This window comes from Streptomyces sp. GESEQ-35 (assembly GCF_017948485.1).
In the GTDB taxonomy this organism is placed as follows: domain Bacteria; phylum Actinomycetota; class Actinomycetes; order Streptomycetales; family Streptomycetaceae; genus Streptomyces.
In genome coordinates this window covers 87,824-102,745 of the sequence record NZ_JAFFSX010000036.1, presented here as the reverse complement: position 1 = coordinate 102,745, position 14,922 = coordinate 87,824, and the positions used below count along the sequence as shown (strand labels likewise).

Annotated in this window: 10 protein-coding genes and 1 pseudogene; 3 read left to right on the top strand and 8 right to left on the bottom strand. The window is 71.1% G+C overall.

The window, feature by feature from the left end; translation table 11 throughout:
- Nucleotides 1–2 precede the first annotated feature (2 nt).
- Together lanKC and KCH87_RS44010 are read left to right on the top strand one after the other, a co-directional pair.
- Nucleotides 3–2,723 (top strand): class III lanthionine synthetase LanKC, encoded by a 2,721-nt coding sequence (lanKC, locus tag KCH87_RS44015; protein WP_210593584.1) that lies wholly within the window; start codon nt 3–5, stop codon nt 2,721–2,723.
- Complete coding sequence (locus KCH87_RS44010) at nt 2,720–3,772, top strand: glycosyltransferase family 2 protein (protein WP_210593583.1); 1,053 nt, start codon at nt 2,720–2,722, stop codon at nt 3,770–3,772. The genes lanKC and KCH87_RS44010 overlap by 4 nt, the downstream gene beginning before the upstream one ends.
- Nucleotides 3,773–3,802: 30 nt before the next feature.
- On the opposite strand, the gene galE is transcribed toward KCH87_RS44010, so the two are convergent.
- Complete coding sequence (gene galE, locus KCH87_RS44005; protein ID WP_210593582.1) at nt 3,803–4,792, bottom strand: UDP-glucose 4-epimerase GalE; 990 nt, start codon at nt 4,790–4,792, stop codon at nt 3,803–3,805.
- A gap of 65 nt (nt 4,793–4,857) precedes the next feature.
- Nucleotides 4,858–5,322, bottom strand: a complete 465-nt coding sequence (locus tag KCH87_RS44000; RefSeq protein WP_210593581.1) for a MarR family winged helix-turn-helix transcriptional regulator — start codon at nt 5,320–5,322, stop codon at nt 4,858–4,860.
- A 124-nt stretch (nt 5,323–5,446) separates the two neighbouring features.
- Between KCH87_RS44000 and KCH87_RS43995 the strand changes: the two genes are divergently transcribed.
- Nucleotides 5,447–5,860, top strand: a complete 414-nt coding sequence (locus KCH87_RS43995) for an organic hydroperoxide resistance protein (RefSeq protein ID WP_210593580.1) — start codon at nt 5,447–5,449, stop codon at nt 5,858–5,860.
- Between the two features lie 16 nt (nt 5,861–5,876).
- On the opposite strand, the gene KCH87_RS43990 is transcribed toward KCH87_RS43995, so the two are convergent.
- The 6 genes and pseudogenes from KCH87_RS43990 to KCH87_RS43965 form a co-directional block, all read right to left on the bottom strand.
- Nucleotides 5,877–7,406 carry a hypothetical protein gene (locus KCH87_RS43990; RefSeq protein WP_374199102.1) on the bottom strand — a complete coding sequence of 510 codons (1,530 nt, stop codon included), beginning with the start codon at nt 7,404–7,406 and terminating at the stop codon, nt 5,877–5,879.
- 56 nt (nt 7,407–7,462) lie between these two features.
- Nucleotides 7,463–8,701: pseudogene (locus KCH87_RS43985) on the bottom strand (CDP-glycerol glycerophosphotransferase family protein); the annotation flags it as partial.
- A gap of 43 nt (nt 8,702–8,744) precedes the next feature.
- Nucleotides 8,745–10,997, bottom strand: a complete 2,253-nt coding sequence (locus KCH87_RS43980; RefSeq protein WP_210593578.1) for a bifunctional glycosyltransferase family 2 protein/CDP-glycerol:glycerophosphate glycerophosphotransferase — start codon at nt 10,995–10,997, stop codon at nt 8,745–8,747.
- 150 nt (nt 10,998–11,147) lie between these two features.
- Entirely contained in the window at nt 11,148–12,056 is a 909-nt protein-coding gene (locus KCH87_RS43975; RefSeq protein WP_210593577.1) for a carbohydrate ABC transporter permease, read from the bottom strand.
- 88 nt (nt 12,057–12,144) lie between these two features.
- Nucleotides 12,145–13,488: a carbohydrate ABC transporter permease gene (locus KCH87_RS43970; RefSeq protein ID WP_210593576.1), complete on the bottom strand. Its 1,344-nt coding sequence runs from the start codon at nt 13,486–13,488 to the stop codon at nt 12,145–12,147.
- Between the two features lie 4 nt (nt 13,489–13,492).
- Nucleotides 13,493–14,875 carry an ABC transporter substrate-binding protein gene (locus KCH87_RS43965; RefSeq protein ID WP_210593575.1) on the bottom strand — a complete coding sequence of 461 codons (1,383 nt, stop codon included), beginning with the start codon at nt 14,873–14,875 and terminating at the stop codon, nt 13,493–13,495.
- Nucleotides 14,876–14,922 lie beyond the last annotated feature (47 nt).

The following is a 14,922-nucleotide window of genomic DNA, read 5'->3' as shown; positions in this document are numbered from 1 at the left end:
TCATGTACCTCACTTACCTCCAGTACTGCCGGCCGGGTTCACCGTTCTACGAGCAGCGCGACATCGAGGGACCGGAGAGCTCCTTCCCACTGCACCGCGCACAGCTGCCCGAGGGCTGGACCCGTGCGGTGCGCCCGGAGTGGATCATGTACTCGCGCGCGGATCGGCCCTTGCCGTGGCAGGGCTGGAAGATCCACGTCAGCGCCACCGCCGGCAACGCCGAGCGGCTCCTCGACCGTGTCTCGCGGTACTGCTTCGAGCGGCGTGTCCCGTTCAAGGCGCTGGCCGGCCCGGCCACCCTCAGCCGGCGCAACAGCAAGTACGCCGACCGGGGCGCGAGTGGCAAGTTCGTCACCGTCTACCCGCCCACCGACGAGGCGCTGGCCACCACCCTGCGCGCACTCGACGCGCTGATCGGCGGCAGCGAGGGCCCGACGATCCTGTCCGACCTGCGCTACCACGAGGGTCCCCTCCATGTGCGCTACGGCGCCTTCGTCTCCCGCCGCATCACGGACGAGAGCGGTCGGCAGACCGAGTGCATCGAGGACCCCGACGGCAAGCTCGTGCCGGACGAGCGCCGCCCCGGCTTCCACCCGCCGAGCTGGGCCGAACTCCCCGAGGTGCTACGGGAGTCGCTGCGGGCGCGCGACGGCCGCCGACTGGCCGACTTCCCGTACACGGTCAGCCGCGCCCTGCACTTCTCCAACGGCGGCGGCGTCTACCTCGCCGAGCGTCAGGACAGCCCCGGACGGAAGATCCTGCTGAAGGAGGCGCGCCCGCACTGCGGCCTCGACGAGAGCGGCCGCGACGCCATCGCCCGCCTGGAGACGGAACGCGCCGCCCTCACCGACCTGGCCGGACTGCCCGGTGTACCGGCCGTCGACGCCCATGTGGACGGCGTCGAGCACAAGTTCCTAGGGCGGGAGTACATCGAAGGCCGCACCCTCATGGACCTCGCCCTGGAGCGCAACCCCTTCATCAGCCATGACGGTTCGCTGTCCCCCGAGGCCTATGCCAAGTGGATCGCCGGCCTCGTCGGGCAGGTCACCCGGACCGTGGCGCGGATGCACGAGCGGGGCTGGGTCTTCGGCGATCTGCACCCGGGCAACATCGTGGTCGACGAGGCGGAGCGGGTGCACTTCATCGACTTCGAGTCCGCATCCCAGGACCTTGCGGGCTACCGGCAGACCATGGGTGTCTTCGGCTACCGGGCCCCGGCCGAGTACCAGGGCCGGGCGGTCGACCGGTACGCGCTCGGCTGCATGCGGATCGGGCTGCTGCTGCCGATGACCCGCCTGCTGTCCCTCGGTACCGAGCGCGCCACCGACCTGTGCCGGGCCGCCGCCGAGCGGTTCGGGGTGGGGGACGAGTACTTCGCGGGCGTGGCCGAGCAGTTGGCGCCGTGCGGTGAGGTGTCCGGGGCCGGGTCCGCGTCCTCGTGCGTGGCTGCGGATGTGGGCGCAGGCGCTCCCTCAGGGCCTGTGCCGGAAGTGGCGCCTGCCGGCCGACGCCTGGCACGCGCCCCCATCCCCGAACCGGTTTCGCACGGCGCGGACGGGGAGACCCGAGCCGGCGCGGGGGGACCCCCATCGCCGCCGCCTGTCGGGCGGACGACGAGACTTCCGGCGCATGCCCCGGCCACCGAACCGGTGGCGGTGCCCGCGCCGCCCGCCGAGGACGTCTTCGGCGTGGACCGCCTCGCGGACTCCCTGCGCGCCTGGCGGACCCCCGGGCGGGAGGACCGGCTGTACCCCGGTGACGTACGCCAGTTCCTTCAGCCGGGCGGCGGACTCGGTCTCGCCTACGGCGCCGCCGGAGTGCTGTGGGCGCTGCGCCGCTGCGGTGGCGAGGCCGACCCCGAGGACCTGGACTGGCTGCGCCGTCGGGTGCACGCCACCGAGGACATACCGGTCGGCTTCCACAGCGGACTCGCGGGTATCGCCTACGCGGTACGGGAGTGGGACCCCGAGCTGGCCGCGTACTGCCGAGACCGCGCGGTGCGATCGGCCGAGTCCGTTCAGGACCTGTCCCTCGGCTCCGGCCTGAGCGGACTGGGGGCCCACCTGCTGGACACCGGTGAGCTGACGGCGGCCGACCGCCTCGCCGCCCGGCTCACCGACTTGCTGCCGCCGCAACAGGAGCGGATCGCCGCGGGTCTGGTCGACGGGGCGGCGGGCATCGCCGTGTTCGCACTGCGTGCCGCCGTGGCACTCGGCAACCCCGAGTACCGGCGACTCGCGGAGCGGCTGCTCGACCTGGAGGCGACCCGCTTCGGCTTCACCTCCGGTGCCTCCCCGGTGCGGGCCGCGTTCCCCGCCTTCGGCACCGGCATCAGCACCGGCGCCCTCGGTCTCGGTCTGGGCCTGCACGATCATGTGCGCCTGACCGGCGACGACCGCTTCGCCGAACCCCTGCGCCGGATCACCACCCTCGCCCAGCACACCACGGCCGCGCACAACGGCCTGCTGAACGGCCGCCTCGGCCTGGTCCAGCTGCTGCTCGCCGTCGCCCCCGACGAACCTGCCTCGCAGATCGCGGTGCGGCGTGCCCTGGAGGAGGCCGCCTGGCACACCACCCCGCTCGGCCCGCACCGGATCGCTCTCGGCGACGAGGCACTGAAGCTCTCCCTCGACCTCGGTACCGGCCTCGCCGGCCTCGTCGTCGCGGCAGCGGCGGTACGCGAGGCCCGATGCGCCCTGCCGCTGTGGGAGAGCCCGCGATGACCGATACCGATCAGGTGCTGTTCACCGTCGTCTGCCCGACGTACAACCGCTCGGCACGCATCCTGCCGACGCTGCGTTCCGCGCTCGCGCAGAGCGTCACCGACTTCGAGCTGCTGGTGCTCTCGGACGGCAGCACGGACGACACGGCCGAGGTGGCGGCGCGGGTGGGCGACCCCCGCGTGCGGGTGATCGAGCTGCCGCACACCGGCCACCCGAGCGGCCCCCGGCAGGAGGGACTGCGCCGGGCCCGGGGAACATACGTCGCCTACCTCGATCACGACGACATCTGGCGCCCCGACCATCTGCACCAGCTGCATCGCCTGTTCCAGCAGGGCGCCGAACTCGCCGTCACCGGTTACACGGCCGTCGACGACGACGACCGTGTCACCCGCCGCAGCGGCTGGTGGGACCTGTGCTGGCACCCCGAACTCCAGTACCTGGACCCGCTGTTCGAACCCAGCCGCTTCGCGCACCGGCGCGGCCTAGCGGAGTCCGTCGGCGGCTGGCGGGTGACCTCCGGCCTTGAGGACTGGGATCTGCTGGTGCGGCTGACCGAGGCCGGGCACCGCCCGCGTACCACCACCGCCCGTACCGTCTCCGTCTACGAGAGCGCCGTCACCCGGCGCCACCGTGTCGCCCCCGGGCATTTCGCTCCGCTGCTGCACACCTGTGACGCCCGCCTCGCCCGCCGGGTCAGGGAGGCACTCGCGGATCCCGAGACCGAGCAGGCTCTGGACGCCGCCGCGCAGCAGGACAGCCGCGACCGCATCGAACGGCTGCGGGGCAGCGATGAGTTCGTCACGCCGCAGGGCTCGCCGGAGGTGCCCGGCCCCGAGGAGTCGCCGGCCGACGGCGGACGCGGCCCCGCCCCGCTGATCGTCCCCCAGCGCGGCGGCGGCTACCTGCTCGCCGTCCCGGTGTTCCTCTCCACCCCGGAGCACGCGCGGACCTTCGACGCGCTGCTCCACCAGCATGCCGCCGCCCAGCTTGCCGTGCTGCGGCGGCTGGAGAGCCGACTGGCGGCCAGGCAGGGAGCGTTCGGCGCCTGAAAGCTCTGGTCCTGGCTCAGAGCCTGATTCTCAGCTGCGAGCCGCCCCCGGATGCAGCCGCACCCACCCCTCCCACGCCGACGTGATCATGTCGTGGACGTCGTGCTTGGCCTTCCAGCCCAGCTCTGTTGCGATGCGGTCGGCGGAGGCGACGACGCGGGCGGGGTCGCCGGGGCGGCGGGGGGTGGTGGTCGGGGGGCGGTCGTAGCCGGTGACGGCGTTGATGAGATCGATCATCTCGCGGACCGAAACGCCCTCGCCGCGGCCGATGTTGAGGGTGAGGTCGCGGCCGGGGGACGACTGGAGGGCTCGGGCCGTCGCCACGTGGGCCTCCGCCAGATCCATCACGTGGATGTAGTCACGGATGCAGGTGCCGTCCGGGGTCGGGTAGTCGTCGCCGAAGATGCGCGGGGGCGCGTTCTCCGTGAGCTTCTCGAAGACCATGGGGACGATGTTGAAGACGCCGGTGTCCGCCAGTTCCGGTGCGGCCGCGCCCGCCACGTTGAAGTAGCGGAGGGAGGCCGTGGCGAGGCCGGTCGCCCTGCCTGTCGCGCGGACCAGCCATTCGCCGGCCAGCTTCGTCTCGCCGTACGGCGACATCGGCACGCACGGCGTCTCCTCCGTCACGAGCCCCCCTTCCTCGGTGTCCGGCGTGCCGTACACCGCCGCGGAGGAGGAGAAGACGAAGGAGGGGACCTCCGCCTGCGTGACCGCTTCCAGGAGGACGCGCAGGCCCTCGACGTTCTCCCGGTAGTAGTGCAGCGGCAGGTCCACCGACTCGCCGACCTGCTTCTTCGCGGCCAGGTGCACGACGCCGGTGACTGCGTGATCGGTGAGCGCGCGGGCTACGCGTTCGCCGTCGAGGGTCGAGCCGACGACCAGCGGGACACCGTCCGGGACGCGCTCGGCGATGCCGGTCGACAGGTCGTCGTACACGACCGTCCGTTCGCCCGCCTCGGTCATGGCGCGTACGACGTGCGCCCCGATGTAACCGGCGCCGCCGGTGATCAGCCAGGTCATGTGCGGCCGTCCCCTCGTGAGTTGGCCCGTGCGTGGTGCAGTGGTCGGGACAAGTGAATCAGGCCTCAGTCGCTCGCCTGCACCGCCGCCGTGTCCAACGCCGTCGTGAGGCGGTCCAGACGCTCCCGCAGCTCCCGGACCTCGTCGATGTCGAAGCCCGTCGCGGCGGCGATCCGGCGCGGCACCTCCAGCGCCCGCTCGCGCAGCGCGGTGCCCTCCTCGGTGAGCCGTACCTCCACCGACCGCTCGTCGCGCGCGCTGCGCTCCCGGCGGACCAGACCGGCCGTCTCCAGCCGCTTGAGCAGCGGGGACAGTGTGCCGGAGTCGAGGCGGAGGTGCTCGCCGAGCTTCTTCACGGGCAGCTCGCCGTGCTCCCACAGCACCAGCAGCACGAGGTACTGCGGGTAGGTGAGCCCGAGGTCCTTGAGGACCACGCGGTAGAGGCCGCCGAAGGCGCGCGAAGCGGCGTTCAGGGAGAAGCAGATCTGCTGGTCGAGGCGGAGCCAGTCCGAGGTGGGCGTGGAGGTCATGGCTCCAGGGTAGCGCTTGTCCGTCATTTAGTTGCGGGCAATTGAATTGCGTGCTCTACTTGTGGTCATCGGGCGGTCGGGCAAAGGCCGCCTCGACCGTGATCTGAGAGGGATGGGTTTTTCCATGGACGCGATCTACACCGCAGTCGCCACCGCCACCCACGGCCGCGACGGCCGCGCCGTCACCTCCGACGGCAAGCTGGACCTGGGCCTCGGCATCCCCGTCGAGATGGGTGGCAACGGCCAGGGCACCAACCCGGAGCAGCTGTTCGCGGCCGGTTATGCCGCCTGCTTCGGCAGCGCGCTCGGTGTCGTCGGCCGCGCGGCGAAGGTCGACGTCAGCGACGCCGCCGTCACCGCCGAGGTCGGCATCGGCAAGCAGGGCGAGGGCTTCGCCCTGAAGGTCACCCTCCGCGTCGAGCTCCCCGACGGTCTGGACGAGACGACCGGCCGCAAGCTGGTCGAGCAGGCCCACCAGGTCTGCCCCTACTCCAACGCCACCCGGGGCAACATCGACGTCGACATCGTCGTCGAGTAAGTCCGAGAAACGCCTCTCAACCCACCCGCGCCAGCACCTCCCCCGTCCGCTCGCTCCACGCCACCACCACCGCCTCCTCGGGCAGGGTGCGCAGCCGCGTCAGCAGCAGCCGGCGCACGCGGTAGCGGCGGACGACGGCGGAGCGCTCGGCGCGGGTCGACGACGGGGAGAGACAGGCGCGGACGTCGGTCAGCCGGCGCCCGCGCTCTCGTTCGTCCAGCGCCGGATCCGGCCGGACGGGCGCAACCAGATTCGGCCCGTGACCGGCGAGCGCCCGACCGGCGTGATGGCCGTCGGTGATCACGACCTCGCCGGGCCCGATGTGCTGTGCCGCCCAGTCGTACGACGGCCAGCGCGGCGGCTGCCGGAAGCCGACCGGGTCCAGCGAGCGCGGCACCACCGCCCCCGCCTGCACGGTGAGGAACCCGAAGCAGGCACCCGCGGCCGCCGCCACCCCCAGCGCCCGCCGCCACACCGGCCAGGGCCGCGGCGCCGCCAGCTCCACCGCGAGCGCGCACTGCAAGGGCAGTGGCGCAAGTCCGAGGACCCCGCCGTAGGTGTAGTGGCCGCTCAGCCGGCCGTAGGCCACCGCCAGGCAGTCGAGCACGAACATCAGCATCAGCGGATCCCGCCAGGACGACCGCCGCTTCCGCAACCACAGCGCAGGCAGTCCCAGCAGCACGGCCGGCCAGAACTGACCGCCCAGGTCCGCGTACACCCCCCGGTGCACCGGGCCGAGCGCGAACACGTCGAAGTACGGCCAGGACCAGGCGACCAGCAGGGCCACCACGCCCGTGAGGGCCCAGCGGCCGGCCACCGCGGAGCGCCATCCCCGCTGCCGTCCGGCGATCATCGAGATCAGGCCCACCGCTGCCGCCACCGACGTGACCGGATGGACGAGCAGGATCACCCCGTACAGCGCACCGAGCCCCGCGTACCCGGCAACGCCGCGCAGCCCGCCCGGCCCGACGTAGCGCACCGGCCGGGTGTCACGGGCCCGCGTGCCCGTCAGCGCCCAGGCCCAGAGGGCGAGCCCGGTTGCGAAGGCCGACGGGTAGCCGAGGTTGCTCGTCATCGACATCAGCCCAAGGCCGCCACTCGACGAGGCGGTGCCCCCCAGCAGGGTCAGCGCGGCCAGTGCGAGCACCGGCGCCCAGGGCCGCGGGGTCAGCACCCGCACGAAGCGGCCGAGGCCGGTCAGCAGCACCATCAGGTTCAGCGGCCCGGCGAGCCGCACCACCTCCCAGCCCGTCAGCCCGGTCAGCCGCGCGAACGCGCCCTGCGCCACCGTGTACGGCGAGTAGTAAGGGCTGCCCGCGCCCGGCAGGTCCGCCGTCGGATGGCGCGGACGCAGCAGGTCCGCCGTGAGGCGCTCGACGACCGCCGCATGCTGCCCGGCGTCGCAGCACAGCGGCACCCGCCAGTACGCCAGCGACATCAGCAGCCAGAACAGGAAGCCGAAGACCTGGTACGGCGTCGGACGCCAGAGGCGGCCGCCGCGCAGCGCCGTCGCGCCGTCGGCGGCCTGCCGGGTGAGGACAAGCATCGGGGGCATCTGTCGTACGTTCCCGCCCGGAGCCGACGACCTTGCCTCACCTCATCTCATCGGGTGAGCGCCGGGGTCCGCTCCGCGAGCGGGACCACCGGCGGGATCGTCTCCGGCGGCTCGCCGAGGAAGATCCGCCGGACCACTCGCTCGGCGGCCAGGCCGTCGTCGAACTGGCAGAAGCGTTGCCGGAAGGCGGCCCGCAGGGCATGGGACTCCGTGTACGAGCGGTCGCGGAACACCCGCGCCAGCTCCTGAGGAGTGCGGGCGACCGGGCCGGGCGGCGCCGCCGGCAGGTCGAAGTAGACGCCGCGCGTCTCCCGGTAGACCTCCCAGTCGTCGGCGTACACGACGATCGGACGGTCCAGGTTGGCGTAGTCGAACATGATCGACGAGTAGTCGGTGAGCAGGACGTCGGCGGCCAGACAGATGTCCTCGGCCGAGCGGTGGCCGGTCACGTCGATGATCCGGCCGCGGGTTCGCAGGGCACCACGGTCGTGGAAGTAGTGGGCGCGCAGCAGGACCACCACGTCGTCACCGGCGGCCGCGCAGAAGGCCTCCAGGTCCAGGTCCGGTTCGAAGCCCGCGCGGTGGGTCGGCGCGTACAGCACGGCCGTCGCGCTCCGCGGTACGCCCAGTTCACGGCGGATCCGGGCCACGTCGTCGGAGGTCGCCGTGAAGAACCGGTCGTTGCGCGGATAGCCGTACTCCAGGATCTCGTACGAGCCGGGGAACGCGCGCTCCCAGATCCGTGTCGAGTGCCGGTTGGAGGAGAGGTTGAAGTCCCAGCGGCGGACCCGGCGCAGCAGCCGGTCGTGGCCGCCGACCGTCGGCTCGTCGACGCCCATCGTCTTGAGCGGGGTGCCGTGCTGTGTCTGGAGATGGATGGTGCCGGGCCGTTTGACCACCCGGCTCGCGAAGTTGGCGTTGTTGACCAGGTAGGTGGCGCGGGCCAGCAGCTCCCAGTACCGGTTGCTGCCGATCACCGCGTACTCCACGTCGTACGGCATCGTGGCCGCCGCCTCCGCGTCCACCAGGAACACCGAGCGGATGTGCGGGGCGAGTTCGCGGGCCTTGGCGTGGATCGCGGCCGGGTTGCAGGTGTAGCCGCGGCCCCAGTAGGCGCAGTACACCGCGAGCTCCGGATCCAGCGGACGCTGTAGGTGCCACCGGTAGCGGAGGCGCGTGCGGAGCATCATGAGGCCGCTCGGCCGGGCCGCCCCGCCGGACGCCAGGTGTGCGGCCTGGTGGGAGTGGGCCGTGACGGACTGGAGGGCAAGGGAACTCCCTGGTGTGAGAACGGTGTTCAGACGAGCTCGGCCGGTTGCGCAGCCCTGGTCAGCGGGGAGCTTCGGCCGGTTGCGGAATCATGGTCAGCCGCGTGCGCGCAGGCGACGGGACCGGGTGACGCTCCCCGAGCGGTACGACGGGCGGGAGGGCCGCGTCCGCTTCGCCCAGCACCACACGGCGTACGACCCGCTCGGCGGCGCGTCCGTCGTCGTACGGGCAGAACCGCTCACGGAACGCGGAGCGCAGCTGGGCGGAGCGGGAGCCGCGCCAGTGGCCGGTGGCGAAGATGTCGATCAGCTCGTCCTCGCTGCGCGCGACCGCACCCGGCGGGAAGGAACGCAGGTCGAAGTAGGTGCCGCGGGCCGCCTCGTACGCCGCCCAGTCGTCGTCCGTGGCGTGGACGACGATGGGGCGGTCCAGGTTGGCGTAGTCGAACATGATCGACGAGTAGTCGGTGACCAGGGCGTCCGCGGCGAGACACAGGGACTCGACGCTTCCGTGGTCGGTGACGTCGATGACGCGGGCCGTCGGGCCGGCGAGCGGGCCGCCGTGGCGGTGGTGGGCGCGGGCCAGGACGACGAAGCGGGGGCCCAGCCGGCGTACGACGCGCTCCAGGTCGAGGGCGGTGCGCTGGGTGCGGCGGTAGTCGCGGTGGGTGGGCGCGTACAGGATCGCGACCGTGTCCGTGGGGATGCCGAGGGTCTCGCGCAGCCGGGCCACGTCCGCCGAAGTGGCCCGCTGGAACATGTCGTTGCGGGGACAGCCGTGGGCGAGGGTCGTGTAGCCGCCCGGGTAGACGCGCTCCCAGGTTAGTGTGGAGTGGCGGTTGGCGGAGACGACGTAGTCCCATGTGTCGACGTTGCGCAGGAGCGCGGCGAAGTCCGTGTCGCGGGCCGCCGCCGGACGCTCCTGGAGGTCCAGGCCCATGTGCTTGAGGGGGGTCCCGTGCAGGGTCTGGACGACGACCTGGCCGGGGCGCTTGACCGGAGGGCCGTCGAACTCGGCGTTGATGACGAGGTACTTGGAGCGGGCCAGCGCCGTCCAGTACGCGGCCGTGCCGGGCCGCACGCGCCGGGTCGCCGTCGGGACGGTGTGGTGGTGTTCGGGGCGAGCGATCCACGCCGTGCGGATGTGCGGGGCGAAGGAGCGGAACGCGGCCTCCAACGCGCCCGGGTTGCAGCCGTGGCCGCGGTCCCGGTGGGAGGAGAAGACGGCGCGGTCGGTGCGCAGGGGCAGGCGCAGCTGGATGCGGTAGTGGAGCCGCAGTGCCATGGCCCGCGTCGATCGGAGCAGCCGGGCCGACTGCCTCATCGCCCTGCGGTGCACGGCCGAGGTGAGGCGGAGCAGGCGATACGTGCGCAGCAGGCCCAGCCGGATCAGGGCATGCCGCGTACGCGAGCCCGGCGGGACCGGGGAGCCCGGGGTGCGGTAACGCCGGTAGTACACACGGGACTTGCGCAGGAACTCGGTGCGGGCCGCGCGCGGGAGACGGGCCCGCTTGCCGTACACCGTCACCAGGTGGTCGACCATCCGGCGGAACAACAGCGGCCGCCACCCGGCAAGTTCGGGGCGGCCGTCGAGGAACGCGAAGAGACGGTCGTACTGCTCGAAGACATCGAAGTGGCGGCGGCTTGTGGTGCCGAGGACGCTGCCCCGGCGGCGCTGCCGGTGGTGCACGCAGACCCGGTCGAGGGTGGCGAGGGAACCGGCGGTCATGAGGACCGGACAGGTCCACGGAGTGTCATCGTCGTAGCCGGAGCCGGGCGGGAAGGCGAAGGCCTCACGCTCGACGAACTCCCGGCGGTACGCCTTGTTCCAGGCCACCATCAGCAGGTTCAGCAGCTCCGGCCGGTCTCCCAGGCGGAAGGGTGCCGGGCCCTGTTCGGTGAGGTGCCCGGCGGACTGGTCGCGGACGGTCTCGCCCGACCAGTGCGTGCGGGCGTGGTCGTACACCAGGACGTCCGGATCACCCGTCTCCTTGAGCCGGTCGGCGATCGCGCGCAGCGCGTCCGGGGTGAGGGTGTCGTCGCCGTCCAGGAACAGCACATAGTCGCCGGTGGCCTCGGCCAGCCCGGCGTTGCGGGCCCGGCCCAGGCCTCCGTTCGCCGGCAGGTGCAGCGGCCGTACGCGCGGGTCGCGGGCCGCGAACTCGTCGACGATCGCACCGCAGGCGTCCGGCGAGCAGTCGTCCACGGCGATCAGTTCCAGATCCGGACACGACTGGGAGAGCACCGACTCCAGGCACTCGTGCAGATACGCCTGAACCTGGTACGCGGGGACGATGACACTGAACCTGGGCAAGGCACATCCATGGGTCGGCGCGGGCGTTCCGGCCCGGGAACGGCCAGTGGAGTGACTTGGTTACGTTTCGTACGGCATATGGGGGATCGTGAGTAAATGTTGAGGGGTGGGCCGGTGTCGGCCCACCCCTCTGACGTCCCTGTGTACGGACTACTTCACCGCGCCCGCCATCACCCCGGACACGAACTGTCGCTGGAACGCGAAGAACACGACCAGCGGGACCACCATGGAGATGAACGCGCCCGGCGCCAGGATGTCGACGTTGTCGGCGAACGCGCGCATCTGCGTCTGGAGGGCCACCGTGATCGGCTGACTGTTGGTGTCGGAGAACACCAGCGCGATCAGCATGTCGTTCCACACCCACAGGAACTGGAAGATGCCCAGGCTCGCGATCGCGGGCCCGCCCAGCGGCATCACGACCCGGACGAACAGGCGCAGTTCACCCGCACCGTCGAGTCGGGCCGCCTCCAGCAGTTCCTTCGGGATCTCCGCGAAGAAGTTCCGCAGCAGGAACACCGCGAAGGGCAGGCCGAAACCCGTGTGGAAGAGGACCACGCCCATGATGTTGCCGAACAGGCCGATCTTGCCGAAGAGTTCGGCGACCGGAATCAGCGCCACCTGCACCGGCACCACCAGCAGACCGACGACCCCGAGGAACCACCAGTCGCGGCCCGGGAACTCCATCCACGCGAACGCATAGCCCGCGAGCGCGCCGATGACGACGACGAGGACCGTCGCCGGGACCGTGATCAGCAGGGTGTTGACGAGCGAGTCGGTGATGCCGCTGTTCTGGAGGAGCTTGTCGTAGCTCTCGAAGGTGAGCTGGGACGGCTTGCTGAAGACGTCCCACCAGCCGCTGATCGTCATCTCCTCCGGGGGACGCAGCGAGGAGAGGAGCAGCCCGATCGTCGGGACCAGCCAGAACAGTCCGACGAGGATGAGGAACACCCGGACCAGCCCGCCGCTGACCCCTTCTACGAGGCGCGAGCCCAGGGACTGCTTCGCCTTGACCGCCTCGACCGGCGCCGGCTCGGAGAGCCTGTCGGCATGTGTGGTCATCGCCGTACCTCCCGCCTGAGCCGACGAATGTTACTGCGCCTTCCCGGGGGATAACCCCCGGACCCCCAGCAGAAAGACAGGTGGCCGCTCATCGCCGTACCTCCCGCCTGAGCCGACGAATGTTGAACCACATCACCGGGATGACCAGCAGAAGCAGGAACACCGAGATGGCGCTGGCGATGCCCGGCTGGTCCTCGGAGAAGCCCTTTCTGTACAGCTCCAGTGCGAGGACGTTCGCATCGTCCTGGGCGGAGCCCGGGGCGATGATGTAGACCAGGTCGAAGATCTTCAGCACGTTGATCATCAGGGTGACGATGACGACCGCGAGGACGGGCGCCAGCAGGGGGACCGTGACTCTGCGGAACACCTGCCACTCACTGGCGCCGTCGACACGGGCCGCCTCCAGCAGTTCGCGGGGGATGCCCGCGAGCCCGGCCGCGATCAGCACCATCGCGAAACCGGCCCACATCCAGATGTACGACCCGATGATCGACGGCGTGACCAGCGACGGGCCGAGCCAGTCCAGGCCGTTGTACGGCTCCTTGAAGTTGCTCGCCGGGAGGCGGAGCTGGGCGCCGTCGGCCTTTTCCGACAAGGAGAACGTGCCGTCCGCGCCGGCCCTCGCCGACTCCACGACCTTGCCGTCCTTGACCGCCTCGATCTTCATGCCGGGGTAGCCCAGTTCGGTCGCGTCGGGCGCGCCGAGCGTGCCGACGCCCTTGCCGCGCGTGAAGTCCTGCCAGGTCGTACCGGTGATCATGCCCGGGTCGGCCTGCGGCGATACGGCCCTCTTCGCGTCGCCGGGCATCTGCTCGGGGGCGACGCCCACAAGGGGGAGGGTGACCGTGTCCCCGGTCTGGACCGTCGCCTTGGTGATGAAGCCGCCGCTCTGTGCCTCCAGCGGCGACTCACGGCCCGGGTGGGCCTTCGGGAACGCGGACGACTCGGCGAACGTGTCGTGGATGCCCACCCACACCGCGTTCGCGACGCCCTTCTCCGGGTCCGCGTCGTAGACGAGGCGGAAGATGATGCCGGCCGCCAGCATGGAGATCGCCATCGGCATGAAGACGACCAGCTTGAACGCCGTGCCCCAGCGCACCCGCTCGGTCAGCACCGCGAAGATCAGACCGAGCGCGGTGGCGACCGTCGGCGCGAACACCACCCAGATGACGTTGTTCTTCAGGGCGGTGCGGATGCCGTCGTCGGTGAACAGGGCTTCGTAGTTGTCGAATCCGGCGAAACCGCTTCCCGACTGGTCGTAGAAACTGCGGACGACCGAGTACCCGATCGGGTAGACCACGAGCGCGCCCAGCAGCACGAGAGCGGGCAGCAGGAACAGCGCTGCCACGGTCTTCCGGGTGCCGGTCACGCTCTTGCGCGACTTGGGAGCGGCAGGGGGCGGAGGGCCCCCTGCCGCCGTGGCGGACGTCATCGCGTCAGCCTCCGTAGGCGGCCGCCGCGTCGGCCTCCAGCTTCGCCTGCGTGCCCGCGATGTCCTTCGGGTTCGTCAGGAAGTCCTGGAGTGCCTTCCACTCGCCCTTGCCCGGGGTGCCGCCGAAGGCCTGCGGGGCCTGGTCGGACATGTCGAAGCGGAAGTCGTCGCCCGAGTCGACGAGGGCCTTGGCGATCTTCTGCTGCACCGGGTTCGGATACGCCGAGTTGTCCACGTTCTTGTTCGGCGAGAGATAGCCGCCCAGCTTCGCCTGGATCGTTGCCGCGTCCGGGGAGGCCAGGAAGGTGGCCAGCGCCTGCGCCGCCTTGGAGTCCTTCAGGATCACCGCCGCGTCGCCGCCGGAGACCACGGGGGAGCTGTCGCCCACGGCCGGGAAGGGGAACACCTTCGCGTCCGTGCCGACCTTCGCGCCCGCCGTACCGATGTTGACCTGCGCGAAGTCGCCCTCGTAGACCATGCCGGCCTTGGGCTGGTCGCCGCCGGTGAAGGTCTGCGTCACCGAGGCCGGGAAGTCCGTCTGTAGGGCGCCCTTCGCACCGCCGGCGACATAGTCCTTCTTGCCCCAGACCTGCGCCAGCGTGGTCAGCGCGTCCTTCACGGACGGGTCCGTCCACTTGATCTCGTGCTGGGCGAGCTGGTCGTACTTCTCCGGGCCCGCCTGGGAGAGGTAGATGTTCTCGAACCAGTCGGTGAGGGTCCAGCCCTCGGCGCCGCCGACGGAGAACGGTGTGACACCGGAGTCGTAGATGGTCTGGGCGGCGGTGAGGAGTTCGTCCCAGGTCTTCGGTTCCGTGGCCCCCGCGTTCTCGAAGACCTGTGTGTTGTACCAGATCAGGGACTTGTTGGCGGCCTTGTAGTAGACGCCGTACTGCTCGCTGCCGACCTTGCCGATGTCCTGCCAGCCCTGTGAGTAGTTCTTGGCGAGCTCGGCCTTGGCCTCGGCGCCCAGCGGCTTGGCCCACTTCTTGTCCACGGCCTGCTTGATGGCGCCGGGCTGCGGGAGCATCGCGATGTCCGGCGGCTGGCCGCCCGCGATCTTCGAGCCCAGGAAGTTGACGATCGGGTCCTGCGCGGGCACGAAGGAGACCTTGGCGCCCGTGCGCTTCTCGAACTCCGCGAGGACCTTCTTGAAGTTGTCCTGCTCCGCGCCGCTCCACACGGCGGCGACTTCAAGGCTCTCGCCGTTCAGTTTGGGGAGGGTGACGGTGGTACCGCTCTCCGTGCCGCCCGTCTCATTGCTGTCGCCGCCGCCGCTGTCGTCGTCTCCGCCGCACGCGGTGAGTGTGAGTGCGAGTGCTCCCGCGAGGACGGCGGCTGCGGCTTTCGCTGCCGTCTGTTTCCGGATGGTGCTGTACGTGCTACGCATCACTGCCCCGTTCTTCGTTCCTCGTCGAACGTCCGAACGCTGTCCCG